We start from the raw sequence: 21,505 nt of genomic DNA on the forward strand, positions 1-21,505 counted from the left end.
ATATAAAAAGCATATTGGAAGGACAGACATTCATATCAAACAATGAGAATTGCCATAATCGACTACTTTTAAACAAAGATCTTTCATAAATTCAATAAATTGGTAAAATTAAATAAAAAAGTATTTCTTGTGAAGAGAAATTGAAGTTTTTTCGGGAGGTAAATAATGAGATATGAGAAAGTTCATGTAAACGAGAATAAAGATGTTATACTAACTGCTTATTTATTAGACAGTTCTGACGCATTTAGCAATATTTCATCCCGTCCAGCTATATTGATTTTACCAGGAGGAGGATATTTTAATACTTCTGATCGGGAAGCAGAGCCCATTGCCATGGCATATTTAGCAGAAGGATTCAATACCTTTATTCTCCGTTATTCAGTAGGAACAGAGCATACATTTGACGTATCCTTTAAGGATGCACAAGATGCGATTTCTATACTAAAAGATAATGCCCAAAAATGGAATATCGCTGAAAATAAAATTGCTGTTATTGGGTTTTCTGCAGGAGGCCATCTTGCAGCTGCCCTTGGAACAATGGGTAGGATTAGACCAAATGCACTACTGTTGGGGTACCCCTGTATTTTGTCTTCGATGTCAGATATACTTGCATTTGCAGTACCTTCACTGGAAAAAGAGGTTGATGAATTCACACCACCGACTTTTATATTCTCTTCTTTTGAAGATCAACTTGTTCCCGTTAATAACACAATTCAATTTATGCAAGCTTTAAATGAAAAAAATATACCGTTTGAATCACATATTTTTCAAAGAGGAACTCACGGACTATCATTAAGTAAAGCGCTAACTTCGTCGGGTTTAACATCATTTGTAGACAATGATTTTGCTCAATGGTTTGATATGAGTATTTCTTGGCTGCATAAGATTGTCGGGAATTTTCCAGCTGTTAAAGAATCCTAAAACTCTTCACATACACGAATCTTTGGGTCATTTTTTAAGGGATGACTCTTTTTTGATGAATTCATTCCTGGATACAAAACTTGACTTTAAGAACAAATGTTCCTATTATATATAGTAAGAAGAATATATTTAGGAGGAGAAAGGGGAATGGCCAGAAATCCTGGTATGACGGATGAAGTTGTTATTGAAATGTATAAAAGTGGCATGCCTTTTAAAGAAATGGTGCCCATTATTGGTATTTCAGATCGTGCGATTCGCAATGTTATGTATAAACATGGAATCAAAATGAATCGTGAACAATCATCAGGTCAGCCAAGAAAGCATAAGGTGAATGAAGATTTTTTTAAAGTGTGGTCACATGAAATGGCGTGGGTGTTGGGGTTAATCATTACTGATGGACATATAAATAAAAATATACATTGTGTTACTATATCACAGAAGGATGAAAGAATCCTTCAATTAATTGCCAAATACATGAACGCTGATTATGTCCTAGCGCCTACTGGCAATTCAAGAAAAACACCATTATTAATCATAAATTCTATAGAAATTAAGAATGATCTTAAAAGATTAGGAATTGATTCTAGTAAAACTTTTAATGCTCCATTTCCGCCTGTTCCAGAAGAATATTTAGCATCCTTTATAAGAGGGGTAATTGATGGTGATGGATGGGTTCAAAAAACAGGCTATGTTATGAATGTTACAACTGGAAGTATCGCATTTGCTAAAGGACTTTTCTTAGTTTTTGAAACTTGGGAATTAAGGACTGAAATTACAACTGAGATAACTTCTTTAGGAAAAACAATTTACCGGGTTTGGGTAAAAGGAAAACATGAGCTTCCTAAGCTTGCTACAATAATTTATAATAATGCTACAGATAATTATGTTACATATAAAAAAACTTATATGACTAAACATTCAAAACAGCATTAATGATTTTATTAGGAGTGATATTCGTGTGGAAATTAGTTAATGGAAGATTAATTCAAATGACAGATGATTCTAGAGTTAAATTTAGGACAAATATTAGCAAATCAATACTAGATCATTTAATGATCATTGCTGAAGAAAATGATACACACATTAATTATCTTCTTGAAAATGGATTAGAAACAGTTGTATCAAAAGGAACGATCACTTATAACAAAGAAACTAGACCAAAAGATAGAATTAAATATAAAACAACTTATGATGAAAATTTATTGGAATCAGTAAAGAAACTTGCTAAAGAACATGGGTTATTTATTAATGATGTGATTGAATATAGCGTTAATTTTATTGATTTAAGTAATATAAAAAATACTGATTATAAAAATAGGGTGGTGAAAAAATAATATGTCTTATGCAGTACCCCGAACATAATATATATTATCGGAAGTTAACTATAAAAGAACTATTATGTTTCATAACAAAAGTATACTATTAATATTGAGACGAAAAATGAATTTCTCATTAAATTAATTCAGGCATTTGTTTTCTTTTAATTCAAATGCCTGAATTAATAATTTTAATGACCTACATTAAAAATTTATTAATATTGTTTATCTTTGCTTTTCTAAATCCAATAACTTCGTTTTCATCTCCAATCCACCACGAAATCCAGTTAATGATCCATTTTTTCCAATTACACGATGACAAGGCACTGTCATTAAAATCGGATTTGCCCCTATTGCTGATCCAACTGCACGAACAGCCGTTGGCTTATTTATAGCATAAGCTATATCAGAATAAGATTTCGTCTCACCAAAAGGAATATTACATAGTGCATTCCAAACATTTATTTGGAAGTTTGTTCCTCTTAAATCAATCGGAAAAGTAAAATTTCTTCGATTTCCCTCCAAATATTCAATAATTTCTTCCTTATATTTTTCAAGTTTAAAAGAGTTCTCGATTAAATCATATTCTGGAAAGTGCTTATTGGACCATTTAGATAAATCATTAAAAGTCTCATTAATTGGACCAATATAACATACTCCCTTTTCTGTCGCAGCAATATGCAGTTTCCAGTCATTTATTTCCAATAACGACCAATATAGTGTTAATTTACTGTAATCCATATTAAATCCCCTTACAAATAAAATTTTTCATAAAAAAGCTGCGGTGATTGTAATACTCCCCACTATTATGCACAAAATTCCATTAAAACGTGTTGACGAAATATAAAAATCTGAGGGCTCAGTACCATTATTTGATTTCCAACTTTCAGTTAGCTCCCATATTAATGAAGGTTTTAACCACATCAAAAAACCTCCCACAAATACAAAAATGCCCAAAACAGTCATTGTACTTCCCCCAATAAAGTTTTTAAATATACGGTTGTATTCTAGAAAAAGATTCATTTTTTCTTCCTTCTTTTCCTAATGTATAAAACCCATTTACGATAGTCACAACTTGACTATTCAAATGTATAATAATTATAATTTACTTAATCAATTTAATTGTTAAGGAGGTCGCCATGGATCATCGGTCATTACTTCTCCTTGGTTTGCTAATGTCAGATAGTCAACACGGGTACCAAATTCATGATTTTATAGAAAAAAATCTCACATTCATCTCGAATATGAAGAAAGCAACTGCCTACTCTTTACTAGATAAATTAAGTAAGGAAGGGTTTATTGACGTTTCTGTCGAGTTTGATGGAAATCGTCCGCCTAGGAAAGTTTATTCCATAAATGAATATGGTCGCAGACAGTTCTATCTATTACTTGTAAAAAATCTTTCAGACGCTGAGAGCGTATTTTACGAAGGCGATATTGGTTTTATGTTCCTTGATCACTTGCCGTTGGAAGAGGCAATCGAATCAATGCAAAGAAAACAAGAAATGTTGACAGAAAAATACAATGCAATCAGAGAACTTCCCATCCATGAATGCAGCAGCGGTGTAACCATTGCCATGAACCATAAAAAAAGAATGCTTGAAGCAGATTTATCTTTTATAACCGAAACCATTCAACAACTATTAAAGCATCCTATTCAACAAGAAACGGAGTGAGTTCCATGCCCGCAACTAAAAAAGCTTTACCGATTTTATTTGCCGTCATGTTTTTAGTCATGGTCGGCTTCGGTATTATTATACCAGTACTCCCCTTTTACGCTGAAAATGTCGGAGCTTCTCCAACACAACTAGGATATTTGATGGCCGTCTATTCTCTTATGCAACTTATTTTTGCTCCAATGTGGGGACGGATTTCCGACCGAATTGGCCGAAAACCCGTTATCATGATTGGGATATTTGGACTTTCTGTTTCTTTTTTCTTAATGGGATTCTCTTCTCAACTTTGGATGCTGTTTGCAGCAAGAATTATCGGGGGATTTTTATCTTCTGCTAATATGCCTACAGTGATGGCTTATGTTGCTGATATTACATCTCCAGAGGACAGAGGAAAAGGAATGGGAATTATTGGAGCAGCGGTTGGACTTGGGTTTGTGTTTGGTCCTGCAATTGGCGGCATTTTTTCAAAATTTAGTTTGAATACTCCATTCTTAATAGCCGGTGCATCTTCCCTACTCACTTTTTTCCTTGTAGGGTTCCTTTTACAAGAATCGTTAAAGAAGAAAGACGAACACGAAGCTCATATAGAAAAAACATCATTATGGCAATCTTTGAATGGACCTTTATCTATATTGTTTTTCTTACAATTATTTATTTCACTTTCTCTCTCTGGTTTAGAAGCTACATTTGCTTATTATGCAGCAAAAAAAGCAGGATTGAGTACAGTGACCTTAGGCTATTTATTTATGATTATGGGGCTGGCAGGAGCGATCGTTCAAGGTGGATTAGTTGGACGAATGACTAAAAAATATGGTGAAGGATCCGTTATCCAATTAGGAATTGTAATTTCAGCGATAGGCTTTGGCTTAATTTTACTAGTCGACAGCTTTACGACTGCAGCCATTTTCTTATCTATTTTTGGAATTGGAAATGGCGTTATTCGTCCTAGCGTTTCGGCATTATTAACAAAAAAATCGTCATTAGGCCATGGCAGTGCAACGGGCTTATTATCTTCATTTGATTCTTTAGGAAGAATTGTAGGTCCTCCATTAGGTGGCTGGCTCTTTTCAATTGCGATTGGCCTCCCTTATATTTCTGGAATTGTATTATCTATTATTGCGCTCCTCTTGTATCAGATGTATACTTTTAGATCTAGAAAATACGCAACAATGAATTGACAGTAAGATTCCTTTGACATATAGTAAAATTAAGTAAAAACGGAAGGGTGAACTTATTACATGTGGAACTAATCCTATTTATTGAAAACAATCGAATGAAGGCATTTTTAAAAAACGGAAATAATTCTGTTTTATTTATGGTGTCTTACTCGCGTTTTTCAGAATAGGATAGTACCTTCATGTTTACCTATAGGGAGTAGTCTCTTTATTTGGTATGCACCCGTGCCTCCTATTCTGAAGAATATAGGAGGCATTTTTTTGTCTCCATCTTTGTAAAAAATGGAGATGGTATGATGGTTTTATTAGAAGCGAATCATTTAAAACTATTTATTAAAGACCGCTTATTAATTGATATTGATCATTTGTTAATTCAAGATCGGGATTGTATTGGTTTGGTTGGAAGAAACGGCAGTGGGAAAACGACTCTTTTAGAGCTCCTTGCTAAAAAACAAACGCCAGATGAAGGAAATATTGCTTCGTATGCTGACTATGTGTTGCTTCCTCAGTTAAAGAACACAAATACAACGAAAAGCGGTGGTGAGATTACTCAAGAATACATTAACCGAGCACTTGCAAAAAAACCGGATCTACTCTTTGCAGATGAGCCTACAACGAATTTGGATACATTCCATATTGAAAAATTAGAAGGCCAATTGAAAAGATGGCAAGGTGCCATTGTTCTTGTATCTCATGACCGTGCTTTTCTGGATTCTCTATGTACGAAAATATGGGAAATTAATGATGGGAAGGTTGAGGAATATAAAGGAAATTATTCAGATTATCTCTCCCAAAAAGAATTGGAAAGAAGACAACAAGAAAATGCTTATGAACAGTATGAACGAAAGAAAAAACAATTAGAGGAAGCACTCATTTTAAAGGAACAAAAAGCCGCTCGCGCGACAAAAGCTCCAAAAAAAGTTAGTCCTTCAGAAGCGAGAATCACTGGAGCAAAACCATACTTTGCAAATAAACAAAAGAAATTAAGACAAGCGGCGAAAGCGATTGAAACTCGGTTAGAAAAATTGGAAAAAGTAGATAAAATAAAGGATTTGCCACCAGTAAAAATGAAGCTGCCTAACGAAGAAACATTTAAAGGGCGTACTATTTTACGAGTAAAAGATGTTGTTGGCTCAATCCAAAATCGAATACTTTGGAAAAAGGCAAGTTTCGAAATAAATGGTGGAGATAAGCTGGCCATCATCGGAAAAAACGGCAGCGGAAAGACGACACTAATCAAGAAAATAATGAATATGGAAGATGGAATTTCACTCTCTCCATCCATGCAAATTGGTTACTTTAGTCAAAACCTAGATATTTTAAATGTTAATGAGTCCATTTTGAAAAATGTACAATCAACCTCTTCGCAAAATGAAGCTTTTATCCGAACTGTACTTGCAAGATTGCGCTTTTTCAGAGATGATGTCTATAAAAAAGTAGAAGTTTTAAGTGGTGGAGAACGGGTAAAGGTTGCTTTTGCTAAAATATTCGTCAGTGATATTAACACATTAATTTTGGATGAACCGACCAATTTTTTAGACATTGAATCAGTGGAAGCACTGGAGTCCCTTTTACAAGATTATGAAGGAACAGTGTTACTCGTTTCCCATGATCGAAGATTCATTCAATCAATCGCTAATCGAATTTTATCCATTGAAAATGAGAAGATTCACATTTTTAATGGGTCATACGAGAAATATAAACAATATAGTCCCGCCAAAGATCGCAATTCAAACGAAGATGAATTACTTTTATTAGAAACGAAGATTTCGGATGTATTAAGTCGTTTAAGCATTGAGCCTTCAGATGAATTAGAGTTGGAATTCCAATCATTAATTGCTAAAAAAAATAAATTAAAAAAGGAATGAGAAGTCAATTTCTCATTCCTTTTCTTGACTTAATTAATCTCGAAAAGATAGAAATTTCCTTGGTGTACCATAGTTTTTAATCATCCGCAGCTGTTGGAAATTTGATACATATTCGATTAAGATTGGCGCATCAAGAAGCCAAGGAACATGCTTAAACAGCTCGTAATCAGATTTAATTATACGAGATATCATTTCAGGCAATAAAGAATGCAAATGGTTAAATCGATGTACCGCTTGTTCTTCGTCGTACTCCCCACCACTTATATAAATTCTTCCTGAAAATACGTACTCACCAAGTTTGGATAGCCATTCGGCGGTGAAGATATCTTCACAACTTTTATATAGGCTTACATTGTATTTTGTACCAATGGTTAAATGCTGGGAATTGCCTGTTTCCAAATTACTAAGGGTGTATTTCCTTCCATCTACCGGTCCATATGAAGTGGCGGGTGGTGCAATCAATACGGTAAACTGATCGGTTTGCAGCTTTTCCATTATGCAGCTCCCCTTTTTACGTGTTTACTGCATTATATGGCAAATGCCTAATTAAGGTGAGTTGAATTGATTTATTTCATATCTATATGATATTTAAAAGTTTATATTTATCTAATTTTGTGGCAGCACGATAATCTCTATTATTATCGATTTAACACTCTCCTAACTACCAATTTCTTGTTTTTCGGTTTTAATTCTCATTGCTTTATTTTGGGCAACAATACATAATTCTGCCGCTTTAAATGCATGTTCTTGAGTCATGGCGTTTTCAGTTCCATTTAAGCAATCTAAAATAAAATCACCGAAAAACGGAAACCCGACTTTACCTGAACATTCAATATGCTGTTCAACTTGATGGTTCACTAGGTATAAATGGTTCGATGTATTATTTTGTGCAATATCAATATACTTCCTAACCTCAATATAGCCGTCAGTACCTAAAATAATAACTCTTCCGTCTCCCCAAGTTCCAAGACCGTCTGGCGTAAGCCAATCAACTCGGAAGTAAAATGTTGTTCCATTATCCGCAACTAAAGTTGCATCACCAAAATCCTCAAACTTTTCATAATCTTGGAAGTGGTAATTACCTACTTTACTATGTAGCACTTCTGCATCTTTTGCACCAGCAAAGGATAGGAATTGTTCAATTTGATGGCTACCTATATCACATAATATGCCACCATAATATTCGGGATCGAAGAACCAACCTGGCCTAGCTTTAGGATTGGCGCGATGTGGACCCGTCCCCATTACCTGGACAACTTTTCCAATCGCACCTTCTTCTATTAACTGACCGGCAAATAGTGCACCTTCATTGTGCAACCGTTCACCATAATAAATGCCCCATTTTAATCCTGTTTCAACAACTTTCACCCTTGCTTTTTCAAGTTGTTCTAATTTTGTAAAAGCAGGTTTATCTGCAAAATAATGCTTCCCGTGATCTAAAGCCTCTAACCCTATTGTTACTCGATCTTTAGGAATACTTGCACTTGCAATGAGTTTGATTGAAGGGTCATTGAAAATTTCTTCCTTTGAAGCTGCTACAACCCCTGGATATGTTTCACAAAAGCGTTGTACTTTTCTAGGGTCTGAATCATACACAAATTTTAATTCTCCGCCAGCTTCTATTAATCCATTTGCCATACCATAAATATGACCATGATCTAGCCCAATAGCAGCAAAAGGGAATTCACCTTTTTCAACTACTCTTGAAATTTTTGTTCCTTTCGGCGCATAGTTCATGCCATCGTTTTTGCTCATTATCGTGCCTCCTTGTAAAATTAATAATTGCCGCCTGTTGTAATCTTATTATCAGAGAAATTTTCTACACTTGTTTTCTTTTCATAGAAATGAATGGCGTTTTCCATAATGCCTTCTCTAGTATAAAAAGGACTGTTTTTTTCTAATGGAAGTTTTACAGTACCACCCAAACTGGCAGATTGATAGATTGCCGTAATAAGTTCAAGAGTCTGACGTCCTTGCAGCCCATCGATAAGGATGCTCTCACCTTTTTCAATTGCAGTCATCACATTATCAATTTGGCCAGAATGTCCTTCAAATTCTACTTCGGGATGAGCATTATAAGTCTCTATTAATTTTTCCTCAAGTTCCTTATCTTCCTCAGGAAATCCATTTTCCTGAGACTTAGATGCTTTTACTTTCCATGGAACAGATACTCTTGCATTTTTCCCTTGGAAAATAAGTTGCTGCTCTTCCCCGTGGTGAATGACAGAACTTGTGATTTGGGCTAGACTTCCATCAGCGTATTTACATATAGCTACCGAAACATCCTCAACTTCTGCGTTATCATGTGATGTATTACTCATAACAGCCGTTACTTCTTGAGGCATTCCGTTCATCCACTGAAATATATCAATATGATGAACTGCATGATTTAATGTGCAGCCCCCACCTTCTTTTTCCCATGTTCCTCTCCACCAAAGATCATAATAACTATGACCCCTCCACCAATATGAATCTACCTGAGTATGCACAATTGGCCCCATTAATTTTGAATCAAGAAGATTTTTCAGTTTCATCATAGGGGTTCTAAAACGATTTTGTGCGACTACAGATAATATTTTATTATTCTTTTTTGCGGCTTCTATCATTCTGTCACATTCCTCAAGGGAAGAAGCCATTGGTTTTTCCACAATTACATTCTTACCAGCGTTTAATATATCAATTGCCGCATCCGCATGTGTATAAGGTGGTGTACAGACAGAGATTAAATCGATGTCACTTCGATTAAGCATATTCTGGTAATTATCATAAATATCAACATTAAGTTTAAATTTCTTTGCTGTACTTTTTGCTTTTTCTGGGTAGATATCGCATAAGGCAACAATTTCACATCTTTCGGGGAAACTTAAATATGCATTAATATGTGAAGAGGAAATAGCTCCGGTTCCAATAACCCCAATTTTCAACATTTTATTTTCCGCCTTTCCATTAATAAATAGTATAAGAAAAACACTCATTGAAAAGTAATATAAACACTATTTATACTATAAAAATTAAGCATGACAATATTATTTTAAACGTCCCTATTTTGCGCTCTACTAGCATTACTATCAGTTGAAAAGTACCCTCTAGTCCCTTTTACATAATGACACTGGAAAATTAAAAAGATAATGAATACTGGAATGACCAAAGCAATAGAATTTGCAAGGAATCTCCCATGTCCCGATTCTTAAAGTTAGTCAGAAACATATTTATTAATATAATAATTCCACTATAATGGTACCACTTTTAATTTATTTTTCGGTTCATTTCGAAGCTGCATCTTTTTCACGCGCTTTATCAAATAGGCTGTTCTGAAAAGAAACCGCCTCATATTGAGACAGTTTCCAAATGGCTATCAATTTATTATTTATTATTTTGCGTTTTGTAATTTTCTACAAACTCATCATAAACCGCCTGTCCGCCCTGATCCATATACTGTTGAACTAATGATTCGTACAGGCCGTCTACTTCAGCTGGCTTAGCAGCTATTAATTTTGCCAGCATCTGAGCGGATAAGCTCGTTAGCTGTGCATTGTTCTTTGCATCCGCAGAATTCGGAATTGAATGGTAGTAAGGAGCATAGTAACCCACTGACCCAATCTTCAATGCATTCTCCGCTTCCTTTTCAAAACCTGGGTATCCTGCTGAGATAGCTGCTGCATTCTTTTCCGGATCGCCTAGCTCAATCCCGTTCGAAAGAATATCATAATCGAGGTTGTTAGCAACAGTCATCATCTTATCGCCTGAAGTTGTCGTGCCTGTCTGCACTGGCAGCCCATTGACCATGTTGTAATCTTCACCTTCCTTACCATTCTGAAGGAAGATAGTTACCTCGGGGTCAGCCATCCAGTTGAGATATTGTATAGCAAGGTCGACATTTTTACTTGACTTAGGAATAATGATATACATACCATTTGGAGCGTACCCAGCCTTGGGATATTCCCCTGCATCATTCGCCCAAGGGTCAATAGGAATAAGCTCGGCGTCAGGAATATTCTTCTTGAGATTGGTCAAAGTACCGGGAGCAGTTCTGTACGGGCCATCCCAGTTCGTTTGAAATGCTCCAACTTTTCCATTGGAAACATCAGCATCCAACTGTTTTCCATCTTTGTCAGTGGCGAAACCAGGGCTGATCAGGCCATCATTATACATCTTGTTCACATATTTAACAGCGTCTATATAACCAGGCATATTCCAGTTTGAATTCGAGAACATATTCAATGTCTGCGTTGTAGCGAACTGTTCTTCGGTTAGGTCGGATGGTTTAAAGGCTTCAGGTATGTAACCTAGCCCAGGATATGCTGGTTGAAGTGCAAAACCATAAGGAATAACGCCTTGTACATTTCCAGGATTCTTCTCTTTGAAGGCAACCATGGTATTGTAGAACTCTTCTGCAGTCGTTGGAATAGGTAAACCAAGTTTATCGAGCCAGTCTTTACGGATAAATGTGTTATTAGCTATAAGTACAGTTCTCTTTCCCGGGATTGCAAACTGTTTATCGTTAAATTTTCCATACTTTAATACTTCATCACCAAGATATTTTGTGAGGGTAGATCCATACTGTTCAAGAGCCGGACCAAGGTCTGCCAATCCACCCTGCTGCACATAGTTGTAAACAACTCCTTGGTTATAGGTGAAGGAAATATCAGGTGCCTGATTGGATGCCATTAATACATTTAACTTGTCAACTTCCTCACTTCTAGGAACTGTAACAAACTCAACTGTTGCATTATACTCCTTGCCAAAAGTGTCGTTAATATACCTTGTCCAGTAGTTGTCATTCAAATCTGGCTGACCGGGTTGGCCTCTGTCAAACACTTCAACTTTCAATGTTCGATGCTCTGTCGTTTTCCCTGTTGTATCACTTTTTTGCTTATTGCTTGATGATGTACTCTCACACCCGACCAATAAAGCAGCAAGTGCCAAAGCGGTGAATGAAGCAAAGATTATTTTTATTTTCTTTACTTTCATAAAGAGCCTCTCCTTTTGTAAATTTAATTTTTTATATAAATTTGCGAATCAGATGAAAATAATCTGTTTCACAACCCCATATCAACCTTTAATTGCGCCAATCGTAATACCGGATACAAAATATTTTTGTAGCCATGGGTACACTAGAAGAATCGGAACTGTACCAAATATAATGCTTGCTGCTTTCAATGCCTCCGAAGGAAGATTCACATTGACATTCTCTCCAGCCATTTGTTGTGAAATATTGATCACATTGTAAAGTTTAAGCTGTATCGTATACAGCTTTTGGTCTGTAATATAGAAAAGTGCGTCCTGGAAATAATTCCACCTGAATACCGCATACAGTAAAGCGATTGTGGCAAGTGCCGGCTTTGAAAGAGGCAACATGATTTTGAGTAGTATCTGCAAGTCATTGCATCCATCTATGTATGCAGCTTCCTCTAGGCTTTCCGGCAAATTCTGAAAGAACGTTTTTAATATAATCATATTGAATACACTCATCATACCTGGAAGAACCAGTGCATATGGAGTGTTTAAAAGATACAGATCCTTTACAAGCATATAATCCGGGATCAAACCACCGCTAAAATACATGGTAAACACCATCAATAGCAATAAAACATTTTTACCTTTCAGCCTTTTTCTACTCAGTGCAAACGCTGCCAATACAGTGACTGTCAATGCAAGCAACGCATATACGATAACTAATAGCACAGTGTAAAATAGCGAGTACAGCATAGCGTTGTCAGTAAATACTACTTTATAAGCTTCTATATTAAAGTCTATAGGATATATGGTAACTAACTGGGATATAATCGCCCTATTGGAACTAAGTGATTGCGACAGAATATAAAGAAAAGGAACCAGGCATATAAAAACCGATAGTAAAACAATAAATGTTACAAAAAAGTCAAAACTTCTATTCTTTAATTTTTGTGACATCGTCAGTCCCACCTCACCATATTCCTTGTTCCCCCAATTTCTTACTAATAAAATTGGATGACAATAAAAATACTAAGCAAATAACGGATTGGAACAAACCTACAGCTGCCCCAATTGAAAAATTTGCTGATTGAATACCAACACGGTAAACATACGTACTAATAACGTCACCGTAGTCCATTACAAGGTTGTTTTGCAAGTTGAATGGACGGTCAAAATTAATAGCCATGATATTACCAAGCTGCAAGATTAGAAGGATCGCAATCGTCGGTTTTATTCCCGGCAGTGTAACATGCCAAATTTTCTTTAGTCTGCCTGCGCCATCAATGTCTGCAGCCTCATATAACTCTTTGTCAATTCCAGTCATAGCAGCAAGATACAAAATTGTACCCCATCCTGCACTCTGCCATACTCCAACTAAAGTATAAGTTCCGACCCATGCAAATTTGTTCGTTAGAAACGGTAAAACATCCCCACCCGTACGGGTAATTAATGAGTTTAACATTCCTGTTGGTGCAAGCAACTGAGCAACAATCCCCCCAATAATAACCCAGGAAAGGAAATGTGGCAGATACAGTATTGTCTGACTTACCTTCTTAAACCTTTTAAATCTCAGTTCATTTATTAGAATCGCTAAAATGATTGGTGCCGGAAATCCCACAATTAAATCTAGTCCATTAAGCACCAATGTGTTTCTAACGACCTGAAAAAATTGTTTTGATGCAAAAATTTGCTTGAATGTTTCAAAATTATTCCATGGGCTTTTGCTCATACCTTCAAACATGTTGTAATCTTTAAAGGCTATTTGTATGCCATACATGGATCCATATTTAAATGTCAATATATAGGCCACAGGGAGAACCAACATTAGGTAGAGTATAATATCACGCTTTATATAATAAAGTACTCCCTTATTCTTTCTTAATTTCTTGTGAATGATCTTTTTTTTATTCAGATCAATATTACTTTCCATTAACTTCATAGATACTTTGTATCCCCTTTCATTTTTGCTATTAATAAATTTTTATCACCTCTTTTCAAACTATGTATGATGCTTTTATTTTCAGTAATACTAGTATGGTAGTTACATTGTATTTTAGCAATAACGTTGGTGTATTTCAATAATATTTAGAGCTTTCATAAAAATGATATAGTTTTATTCTTTTCTCTTTATGTAAGCACACTTTCCTCACGTACACATTTCGTTAACGCAATACTACTACAAGTCGCCAATCCATATTTTAAATAAACGATTATAATAAATATAGTTGCCAAACCATCCAAATCGACCTGAGAACGACCATTAATCTTGTTTTTTTCTGGATATTTCAGCTTCTGTCTTCATGACAATTTGTTGCACATAGTCTCCCCCTATGCATTTCTATCAAGTTATTTCGCATAATTAAGCGCTTTCAATATAAGTTGAATTATTATCGACTATAATGAATATTGACCCGTTACTAACCTACTAGTATGTTAGTTTTAACTATATAATAACTTTTATTCTCAAAATAATCAATACATTTTTTAATACCTTTTTCCTAATTATTTTACCTTTCAACGATTAATGTATCCTTTACTTGTGATGATAAGGAATTTTGCTTACTTTCATATACGAGAGAATCCCATATTCCCCAAAGATACATAATTCCTAGCGCTCTATCGTATAAACCATATCCAGGTCTACATTCCTCATCCCAAATATGTCTTCCATGGTCAGGACGGGCATAGCCAGTAAAATCGCTCTCATGAAAAGTTTTTACAATACTTGTAATATTAATCGACCCATCTTGAGTTCGATGCGATGTTTCAATAAAATCCCCATTTTCAAAAACCTTTATGTTTCTTATATGGGTAAATGGAATGCGGCCAGCAAATTCCTTAATTATGGCCGGTATATCGTTTTTGGGATTCGACCCTAATGATCCACTGCATAAAGTTATACAATTAGATGAGCTGTCAATAAGTTTTAGCAGTTTTCGAATATTTTCTTGAGATGTAATAATTCTAGGCAAACCAAAAATTTCCCATGGCGGATCATCTGGATGAATAGCCATTTTAATATTATGCTTTTCAGCTACCGGTATAATCTTATTTAAAAAATACTCCAAGTTATCCCATAATCGCTCTGTGGATACATTACTATAAGCCGCAAATAGTTGCTTTATCGATTTTAACCGCTCAGGTTCCCAGCCAGGCATCGTATAGTCGGGGTAATGGGCAATTTTTTCAATTAATTCAAATGGATCCATACCTCCAACTTTAGCCTCTTCATAAAATAATGCTGTGGAACCATCTTCCAATTGTTTATATAAATCGGTTCTTACCCAATCAAACACGGGCATGAAATTATAGCATATTACCTTTACACCTGCTTGGGCCAAGTTTTCAATTGTTTTTATATAATTATCAATATATTTATCTCTAGTCGCTAGACCAAGCTTAATATCATCGTGAACATTGACACTTTCAACCACTTCGATATGAAATCCATATTCTTCTGCTTGTTTTTTCTGTTCCAATATTCGGTCCAACGGCCATACTTCACCAGCTGGTATATCGTGAAGTGCCCAAACAATCCCCTCAACCCCTGGAATTTGTTTAATATGACGTAAGCTTACTCCATCATTGCCTTTACCAAACCATCTAAATACCATTCTCAACGCATATTCCTCCTATCGTTCATCCATCAATCATCCTCTTAATATACAATATGCTGAAAAAGGAACCTCTTTTTTAAACACTATTAATATATTGTTCTATTACTTTCATCTTCAATAACTGATTTTCGATAAAAATAAGTATTGATCTGATCACGCCAAGATTTTGCATTTTCCAATTGAAGATTTAAACGTTCCCGTACATTTACATATCGTATCTCATCTATTTTATCTTCTAATTTACTCCAATTATTTATTAGCTCTTCAACTTGTTCTACTCCTCTAAAATTACAGTACAGCTTTGTCCGACTTTCCAAGAAGTAAAAGGCTTTCAAATTCACCATTATTTACTGACTGAATAACATTACCCTCTTCATTTAATTCATCTATTTTATATGTATCTATTCCATCGTTTTGCCAATCAGTATCATTGTATATTCCAAGAATGATTGAAGCTTCATTTGTCCTCTTAAAAATGATCAATTCTTTTCCAAGCATTGATTGAAGGCCGTCTATTAATTCAAATAGAGTAGATTGTAAAATATGAGAATTCCCTAATACTGCTATACTGCGACAAAGTGAAGAATTACTTTCATACCATTCTTTGTTTGTGATTCTTTCATATTGGAGCCAGCATGCATAACTTTCCTTCTAAGTAATATGTTCTGCCAGATTAGCGTCCATACATAAATCTCCTCCATATATTGATTGCTCGTTGATAACAATTACGAAAGTATAATGACAATGGGGCAAAAGATATTCATATTGTAGCATTAAAATTAAATTTTGCATACTAGTATGGTAATTAAATATAAATAAAAAGATACACGCTATCAATAATAGCATGCATCTTTTTGTATTCATCCCATTAAAGCAACCATTAAAGCCTTCTGTACATGAAGTCGATTTTCTGCTTCATCAAATACATATGATTGTGGTCCATCAATTACATCTGCAGTTACTTCCTCTCCACGTTTTGCCGGTAAACAATGAAGGAATATCGCATCTTTTTTTGCAAAAGACATTAATTCGTTGTTCACTTGAAAGGCTTTAAAAGCATTTAATCTGACTTCTTGTTCATCTTCCCATCCCATACTTGTCCAAACATCCGTATAAATAGCATCTGCACCACTTGCCGCGGCTTGCGGGTCATTTAACACTTCTATATGCGCTCCCGTTTCTTTAGCGATCTCAATCGCAAGTTCTGTAATATCCTTTTTAGGTTCATATCCCTTTGGTGAAGCAATGGAACAATTTACTCCAAGTTTTGCACAGGCAATCATTAATGAATGAGCAACATTGTTTCCATCTCCAACATAAGCTAGTTTTTTCCCTGCATATGTTCCTTTCACTTCATAAAGAGTCATTAAATCGGCTAGTGCTTGGCATGGGTGATGATCATCTGTTAACGCATTGATAACTGGTACACCTGCATTATCGGCTAATTCTTCAACAGCCATATGTTCATGTGCACGTATCATAATCCCATCAACATATCTTGAAAGTGTTTTAGCTGTATCTGGGACGGTTTCTCCTCTACCAAGTTGAATATCATTACGGCTTAAGAAAAGCGCGTGACCTCCTAATTGATTCATGCCAACCTCAAAGGAAACTCGTGTTCTAGTTGAGGATTTCTCAAAAATCATCGCCAACGTCTTTCCTTTTAAGTATTGATGAGGTTCCCCTTGTTTTTGCATTTTCTTTAAACCGATAGCCACATCGATTAATTGAGTGATTTCATTTGTCGAAAGCTCTAATAAGCTCAATAAATGCTTCCCTTTTAAACTATTAACTGTTGTTGTCACCATCAAATCACCCTTTCTTTACTAGTTAATTGTTTATGCCATTCCTGCATAGAGAATGGTTCATCAATGTTTAGTTTATATGCTGCTATAGTCGTTAGCAATGTTTCCATTTCTGTAATGACTGAAAGCTGAGAATTCGATGCTTGCATCCGCATTTCTTTCGATTTTTTGGTCGTTCCTAGACTTAAGAAAATGGCTCCGCCGCTTTGTTTCAACCAATCAGCAAATGTATAGTTTTCATTTGCGATCGAAACACCTTCTTTTAATAAAATACTTTGAATAAGTGCATACTCATTTTCTTTTACATCAATATATATTTCTATTTTTGAAGTTTCTTTATTTGAATTCCACTTGATTGCCTTAGCTAACGCTTCATCAAATGTTTTGCCAAACGCGATTAGCTCGCCTGTTGATTTCATCTCAGGAGTTAATCGTGGATCGACTCCATCAAGCTTCCCTGTTGAAAAGACGGGGTTTTTTATGGCGAAATACGATTGGGATATTTGATTATCCCTAACTTTTCCACCTGTTAAAATATTGATGCATTCTTCTATGACATTGACTCCCGTCATTTTACTAATAATCGGAACAGTTCGTGATGCCCTCGGATTAACCTCTAACACATACACTGTATCATTAAAAATAACGAATTGAACATTAAAAATTCCTTTAAAATGAAGCTTTAAAGCGATTTTTTTCGCATGTTCATATGCTTGATTCTGATAAAAGTCATTTATAGAAACCGGCGGTGTAACTGCCATGCTATCTCCAGAATGTACTCCTGCTTTTTCTATATGTTCAAAAAAACCGGGAATAAAAATGTTTTCTCCATCTGATAATACATCTACTTCCATTTCCGTTCCTTGATAATAAGCATCAATTAAAACAGGATAAGAAATTTTCTTTAGATGTTCATGTAATTCTTGATTACTGTTAATAATTATCATCCCCTGACCACCAATAACGTACGATGGTCTTAAGAGAAGAGGAAAACCAATCTCAGCTGATTTTACAACTAGTTCTTCCTCGCTTAGTGCAGTTAATCCTGGGATATGCGGAATATCCAATTCTTTTAGAAGCTGATAAAAACGTTCACGATCCTCGACTATATCAATTTGGTCTTGAGTAATTGAAAGTAAAGGTACTCCATTCCCTTCCAATTGCTTTGCAAGATTAATGGAAGTTTGCCCTCCAAATTGGAGGATGACACCATCTGGCTGTTCAAATTCGAGTACATTTAACACATCTTCCACACGAAGTGGCTCGAAATATAAGCGGTCAGCAATTTGAAAATCCGTACTTACCGTTCCAGGATTATTATTGATTAAGATAGCTTCATAGCCTGCCTTCTTTAAAGCTAGAACCCCATGTACGGTACAGTAATCAAACTCAATTCCTTGGCCAATTCGTACTGGGCCAGAACCAACAATGGCGATTTTTGGCTTTTTCCCTCCGGAAATTAAATCTCCTTCACCTTTCCAAGTGGAATAAAAATAAGGAGCGGCTGCCGGAAATTCGCCTGCACACGAATCAACCATATTATAAACAGGCTTAATCTCATACTTCTTTTGTTTTTCTCGTACCATTTTTAAATCAGTATCCCAAACATATGCCAGCCACTCATCTGAAAAGCCAAGTGTTTTTAACTCTTTAAATAAATCCGGTGAAATAGTCTCTAGATTGACCGCTTTTGCTTTTTTCTCATAACTGACCAATAACAATAATTGGTCTAAAAAGAAATACTGAATTTTAGTTACTTGATGAATTTCTTCTTTCGTTACACCACGTCTCATCAGTTCGAGTATGGAAAAAAAGCGAATGTCATCCGGTAAGGTTACAGAATCCCACAGCTCTCCATCACTGTATGACGATATACCTGTTAGCTCAAGTCCAATTGTTTTGATTTCAAGTGAACGAACCGCTTTTTGTAGTGCAGCAGGAAGATGACGTTCTATCGCCATTATTTCACCTGTTGCCTTCATTTGGGTACCGAGTTTTCGGTCTGCTTCTATAAACTTATCAAATGGCCATCTAGGCATTTTCACGACTGTATAATCAACAACCGGTTCAGAACTTGCAAAGGTCGTACCTGTAACTGGATTAATCAATTCATGTAAATAATAACCAAGTGCCAGTTTTGCTGCCATTTTTGCGATAGGGTAGCCTGTAGCCTTGGAAGCCAGAGCAGAAGAACGACTTAAACGTGGATTAACCTCGATTAAATAATATTGTGAGCTGTTAGGATCTTGTGCAAATTGAATATTACAGCCACCGACAATTTTCAATGCTCTAATAATTTTTACTGCTGAAGCATATAGGGCTTCATATTCCTTATCCGTTAATGTTTGCTGAGGAGCTATGACAATAGAATCCCCAGTATGAACACCGACAGGATCGAAGTTTTCCATGCTGCATACAGCAATGCATGTATCGTTGGCATCACGAATCATTTCAAACTCTAATTCTTTAAAACCAGCAATACTCTTTTCAATTAAGCATTGTGTAATTGGACTTGCTTCAAGACCTTTTTTTACGACGGATATTAATTGTTCTTCAGTCGAAACAATTCCGCCGCCGCCGCCGCCTAATGTATAGGCTGGACGAATAATAACAGGATAACCGATATGATTAGCAAAATCGATAGCCTCTTTGACAGTATGAATGATAGAGCTGTCGGGAACAGGTTCATCTAGTTCATGCATTAATGCTCGAAAGGCTTCACGATCTTCACCTTGCATGATTGATTCAGGGGTCGTACCAAGTACCTTAACATTATATTGATCTAGAACACCTTGTTCATATAATTGAACGGTTAAATTTAATCCTGTCTGACCTCCAAGAGTACCTAAAATAGCATCAGGTTGTTCTTTTTTTATAATTTCTGTAATAGATTGAACAGTCATTGGCTCGAAATAAACGATATCAGCAAATTGTTCATCCGTCATAATCGTAGCTGGGTTATTATTTACAAGAACGACTTCAATGTCTTCTTCTTTTAAAGCAACACATGCTTGAGTTCCAGCATAATCAAACTCAGCTGCCTGACCAATTATGATTGGACCCGAACCAATAACCAAAACTTTTTTTAAACCTTTTTGCTTAGGCATAGATGTTTTCTCCTTTTGCTTGCTTCAGCTGAGTAGAAAAAGCATATTTGATGATTGTTTCAAGTTTTTGGTTTTTTCCATCGGGATGAAACTGATATGTCGCTATTGGATAGTTGTTATGAGAAAGACCTTCAATGGATCGATCTTGAATCGATTGGAAAGATATATTAAATCCAGCAGACTCAAGTCCATCTTCTGATACTTCATATCCATGATTTTGATTCGACATATACACTTCATTTGTTTCCATATGCATAATAGGATGTTTGAAGCTTCTATGGCCCCATTTCATTTTTTTAATATGAACCCCAAATGCTTTTGCTAATATTTGATGACCTAGACCAAAACCAATTGTTGGATATTCTTTTGCAATTTTCAAGTATTCAGGAAAGAATGCTTTCCAGTTTGAGGGATTTCCTGTGCCTCCAGAAAAAACGACACCATCTGGGTTGATTTTTTTAATATCGGCTGCAGTTGTTTGAGCAGGAACGATCGTTATCTTGTAACCTGATTCCAGCAGCCATTTTATTAAGGAATTTTTCAAGGCAAAATCCATTACTACAATATGGGTTTTTCCATTCGAATTAACTGTTTTATGAACTGGGGATGACATCATTAATTTACGACTTTTTGCTTGATTGGTAATAATAACTTCATTCGCTCTCATGGAAACAAAGGTTTCCCCTTCCTTTAGGAGCTGCTTTATGATCGACCGTGTATCCATTCCCGTCATAACAGGTATATATTTTTCCTTAAATACGCTTAACCATTTTTCAACTGATAAGGATGCTTCTCCGTATTCTTGCTGAATCACCAGTCCAGCAAGCTGAATATCCTCACTCTCAAGCTTTTCCTTATCCATAAAACTATTTAGGATACTAGGATAAGTGGCTAGCACAATTTTTCCTTTTATAGCGGGATCAGAGATGAATTCTATAAAATTGCCCATTCCTGTGTAAAAGATCATTTCTCCATGGCATTCCGTCTTCTCTCCGTGCCAATGGCCGGTATATGTAACTCCATTAGCCAGCTTGATCATACCTTCCATCATGCACCTTCACCTC

Annotated in this window: 20 protein-coding genes; 6 read left to right on the top strand and 14 right to left on the bottom strand. The window is 35.6% G+C overall.

Going from position 1 to position 21,505, the window contains the following annotated elements; translation table 11 throughout:
• Window positions 1–165 precede the first annotated feature (165 nt).
• From KHA96_RS04615 to KHA96_RS04625, 3 genes are all read left to right on the top strand, one after another.
• Window positions 166–921 (top strand): alpha/beta hydrolase, encoded by a 756-nt coding sequence (locus KHA96_RS04615; RefSeq protein WP_213128095.1) that lies wholly within the window; start codon window positions 166–168, stop codon window positions 919–921.
• Window positions 922–1,068: 147 nt separating this feature from the next.
• Complete coding sequence (locus KHA96_RS04620; RefSeq protein WP_213128096.1) at window positions 1,069–1,854, top strand: LAGLIDADG family homing endonuclease; 786 nt, start codon at window positions 1,069–1,071, stop codon at window positions 1,852–1,854.
• A gap of 23 nt (window positions 1,855–1,877) precedes the next feature.
• Entirely contained in the window at window positions 1,878–2,255 is a 378-nt protein-coding gene (locus KHA96_RS04625) for an rRNA methyltransferase (protein ID WP_213128097.1), read from the top strand.
• 207 nt (window positions 2,256–2,462) lie between these two features.
• On the opposite strand, the gene KHA96_RS04630 is transcribed toward KHA96_RS04625, so the two are convergent.
• A complete protein-coding gene (locus tag KHA96_RS04630) occupies window positions 2,463–2,978 on the bottom strand; it encodes a methylated-DNA--[protein]-cysteine S-methyltransferase (protein ID WP_213128098.1) in 516 nt (171 codons plus the stop codon).
• A gap of 27 nt (window positions 2,979–3,005) precedes the next feature.
• On the bottom strand, window positions 3,006–3,260 hold the full coding sequence (locus KHA96_RS23345) for a DUF6199 family natural product biosynthesis protein (RefSeq protein ID WP_349305675.1): 255 nt from the start codon (window positions 3,258–3,260) through the stop codon (window positions 3,006–3,008).
• A gap of 116 nt (window positions 3,261–3,376) precedes the next feature.
• On the opposite strand from KHA96_RS23345, the gene KHA96_RS04635 reads away from it, so the two are divergent.
• The 3 genes from KHA96_RS04635 (at window position 3,377) to KHA96_RS04645 (ending at window position 6,956) form a co-directional block, all read left to right on the top strand.
• Complete coding sequence (locus tag KHA96_RS04635; protein ID WP_213128099.1) at window positions 3,377–3,913, top strand: PadR family transcriptional regulator; 537 nt, start codon at window positions 3,377–3,379, stop codon at window positions 3,911–3,913.
• Window positions 3,914–3,918: 5 nt separating this feature from the next.
• Window positions 3,919–5,091: an MFS transporter gene (locus KHA96_RS04640; RefSeq protein ID WP_213128100.1), complete on the top strand. Its 1,173-nt coding sequence runs from the start codon at window positions 3,919–3,921 to the stop codon at window positions 5,089–5,091.
• Window positions 5,092–5,384: 293 nt separating this feature from the next.
• Window positions 5,385–6,956, top strand: a complete 1,572-nt coding sequence (locus tag KHA96_RS04645) for a Vga family ABC-F type ribosomal protection protein (RefSeq protein WP_213128101.1) — start codon at window positions 5,385–5,387, stop codon at window positions 6,954–6,956.
• A 33-nt stretch (window positions 6,957–6,989) separates the two neighbouring features.
• Here KHA96_RS04645 and KHA96_RS04650 read toward each other — a convergent pair whose 3' ends face one another.
• The 12 genes from KHA96_RS04650 to KHA96_RS04705 all read right to left on the bottom strand — a co-directional run bounded on the left by KHA96_RS04650 (window position 6,990) and on the right by KHA96_RS04705 (window position 21,489).
• Entirely contained in the window at window positions 6,990–7,451 is a 462-nt protein-coding gene (locus KHA96_RS04650) for a staygreen family protein (protein WP_213128102.1), read from the bottom strand.
• A gap of 162 nt (window positions 7,452–7,613) precedes the next feature.
• Entirely contained in the window at window positions 7,614–8,711 is a 1,098-nt protein-coding gene (locus tag KHA96_RS04655) for a Gfo/Idh/MocA family protein (protein ID WP_213128103.1), read from the bottom strand.
• Between the two features lie 20 nt (window positions 8,712–8,731).
• Window positions 8,732–9,883, bottom strand: a complete 1,152-nt coding sequence (locus tag KHA96_RS04660) for a Gfo/Idh/MocA family protein (RefSeq protein ID WP_213128104.1) — start codon at window positions 9,881–9,883, stop codon at window positions 8,732–8,734.
• 436 nt (window positions 9,884–10,319) lie between these two features.
• Window positions 10,320–11,927, bottom strand: a complete 1,608-nt coding sequence (locus KHA96_RS04665; RefSeq protein WP_213128105.1) for an extracellular solute-binding protein — start codon at window positions 11,925–11,927, stop codon at window positions 10,320–10,322.
• A gap of 81 nt (window positions 11,928–12,008) precedes the next feature.
• Window positions 12,009–12,869 carry a carbohydrate ABC transporter permease gene (locus KHA96_RS04670; RefSeq protein ID WP_213128106.1) on the bottom strand — a complete coding sequence of 287 codons (861 nt, stop codon included), beginning with the start codon at window positions 12,867–12,869 and terminating at the stop codon, window positions 12,009–12,011.
• 13 nt (window positions 12,870–12,882) lie between these two features.
• Entirely contained in the window at window positions 12,883–13,851 is a 969-nt protein-coding gene (locus tag KHA96_RS04675; protein WP_213128107.1) for an ABC transporter permease, read from the bottom strand.
• 568 nt (window positions 13,852–14,419) lie between these two features.
• Complete coding sequence (gene uxuA / locus KHA96_RS04680; protein WP_213128108.1) at window positions 14,420–15,532, bottom strand: mannonate dehydratase; 1,113 nt, start codon at window positions 15,530–15,532, stop codon at window positions 14,420–14,422.
• Window positions 15,533–15,615: 83 nt separating this feature from the next.
• Window positions 15,616–15,846, bottom strand: coding sequence for a hypothetical protein (locus tag KHA96_RS04685; RefSeq protein ID WP_249315263.1), 231 nt, complete (start codon window positions 15,844–15,846; stop codon window positions 15,616–15,618).
• Complete coding sequence (locus KHA96_RS04690; RefSeq protein WP_213128682.1) at window positions 15,818–16,144, bottom strand: alpha-glucuronidase family glycosyl hydrolase; 327 nt, start codon at window positions 16,142–16,144, stop codon at window positions 15,818–15,820. The genes KHA96_RS04685 and KHA96_RS04690 overlap by 29 nt, the downstream gene beginning before the upstream one ends.
• A 245-nt stretch (window positions 16,145–16,389) precedes the next feature.
• The gene (gene argF / locus KHA96_RS04695; RefSeq protein WP_213128110.1) at window positions 16,390–17,337 is read right to left on the bottom strand and encodes an ornithine carbamoyltransferase; all 948 of its coding nucleotides are present in this window, start codon (window positions 17,335–17,337) and stop codon (window positions 16,390–16,392) included.
• On the bottom strand, window positions 17,337–20,441 hold the full coding sequence (locus tag KHA96_RS04700) for a carbamoyl phosphate synthase large subunit (protein WP_213128111.1): 3,105 nt from the start codon (window positions 20,439–20,441) through the stop codon (window positions 17,337–17,339). The genes argF and KHA96_RS04700 overlap by 1 nt, the downstream gene beginning before the upstream one ends.
• The gene (locus KHA96_RS04705; protein ID WP_213128112.1) at window positions 20,434–21,489 is read right to left on the bottom strand and encodes a carbamoyl phosphate synthase small subunit; all 1,056 of its coding nucleotides are present in this window, start codon (window positions 21,487–21,489) and stop codon (window positions 20,434–20,436) included. Before KHA96_RS04705 ends, KHA96_RS04700 begins: the two co-directional genes overlap by 8 nt.
• Between the last annotated feature and the right edge of the window lie 16 nt (window positions 21,490–21,505).

This window comes from Bacillus sp. FJAT-49711 (genome assembly GCF_018343715.1).
In the GTDB taxonomy this organism is placed as follows: Bacteria; Bacillota; Bacilli; order Bacillales; family Bacillaceae_C; genus Lederbergia.

What these genes read in the sequence shown, in the direction of transcription:
- KHA96_RS04670 (WP_213128106.1), bottom strand. Translation starts at nt 12,869, where the DNA reads ATGTCACAAAAATTAAAGAATAGAAGTTTTGACTTTTTTGTAACATTT.
- KHA96_RS04640 (WP_213128100.1), top strand. Translation starts at nt 3,919, where the DNA reads ATGCCCGCAACTAAAAAAGCTTTACCGATTTTATTTGCCGTCATGTTT.
- KHA96_RS04655 (WP_213128103.1), bottom strand. Translation starts at nt 8,711, where the DNA reads ATGAGCAAAAACGATGGCATGAACTATGCGCCGAAAGGAACAAAAATT.
- KHA96_RS04700 (WP_213128111.1), bottom strand. Translation starts at nt 20,441, where the DNA reads ATGCCTAAGCAAAAAGGTTTAAAAAAAGTTTTGGTTATTGGTTCGGGT.
- KHA96_RS23345 (WP_349305675.1), bottom strand. Translation starts at nt 3,260, where the DNA reads ATGAATCTTTTTCTAGAATACAACCGTATATTTAAAAACTTTATTGGG.
- KHA96_RS04660 (WP_213128104.1), bottom strand. Translation starts at nt 9,883, where the DNA reads ATGTTGAAAATTGGGGTTATTGGAACCGGAGCTATTTCCTCTTCACAT.
- KHA96_RS04630 (WP_213128098.1), bottom strand. Translation starts at nt 2,978, where the DNA reads ATGGATTACAGTAAATTAACACTATATTGGTCGTTATTGGAAATAAAT.
- KHA96_RS04635 (WP_213128099.1), top strand. Translation starts at nt 3,377, where the DNA reads ATGGATCATCGGTCATTACTTCTCCTTGGTTTGCTAATGTCAGATAGT.
- KHA96_RS04645 (WP_213128101.1), top strand. Translation starts at nt 5,385, where the DNA reads ATGGTTTTATTAGAAGCGAATCATTTAAAACTATTTATTAAAGACCGC.
- argF (WP_213128110.1), bottom strand. Translation starts at nt 17,337, where the DNA reads ATGGTGACAACAACAGTTAATAGTTTAAAAGGGAAGCATTTATTGAGC.
- KHA96_RS04705 (WP_213128112.1), bottom strand. Translation starts at nt 21,489, where the DNA reads ATGGAAGGTATGATCAAGCTGGCTAATGGAGTTACATATACCGGCCAT.
- KHA96_RS04615 (WP_213128095.1), top strand. Translation starts at nt 166, where the DNA reads ATGAGATATGAGAAAGTTCATGTAAACGAGAATAAAGATGTTATACTA.
- KHA96_RS04675 (WP_213128107.1), bottom strand. Translation starts at nt 13,851, where the DNA reads ATGAAGTTAATGGAAAGTAATATTGATCTGAATAAAAAAAAGATCATT.
- KHA96_RS04620 (WP_213128096.1), top strand. Translation starts at nt 1,069, where the DNA reads ATGGCCAGAAATCCTGGTATGACGGATGAAGTTGTTATTGAAATGTAT.
- KHA96_RS04665 (WP_213128105.1), bottom strand. Translation starts at nt 11,927, where the DNA reads ATGAAAGTAAAGAAAATAAAAATAATCTTTGCTTCATTCACCGCTTTG.
- KHA96_RS04650 (WP_213128102.1), bottom strand. Translation starts at nt 7,451, where the DNA reads ATGGAAAAGCTGCAAACCGATCAGTTTACCGTATTGATTGCACCACCC.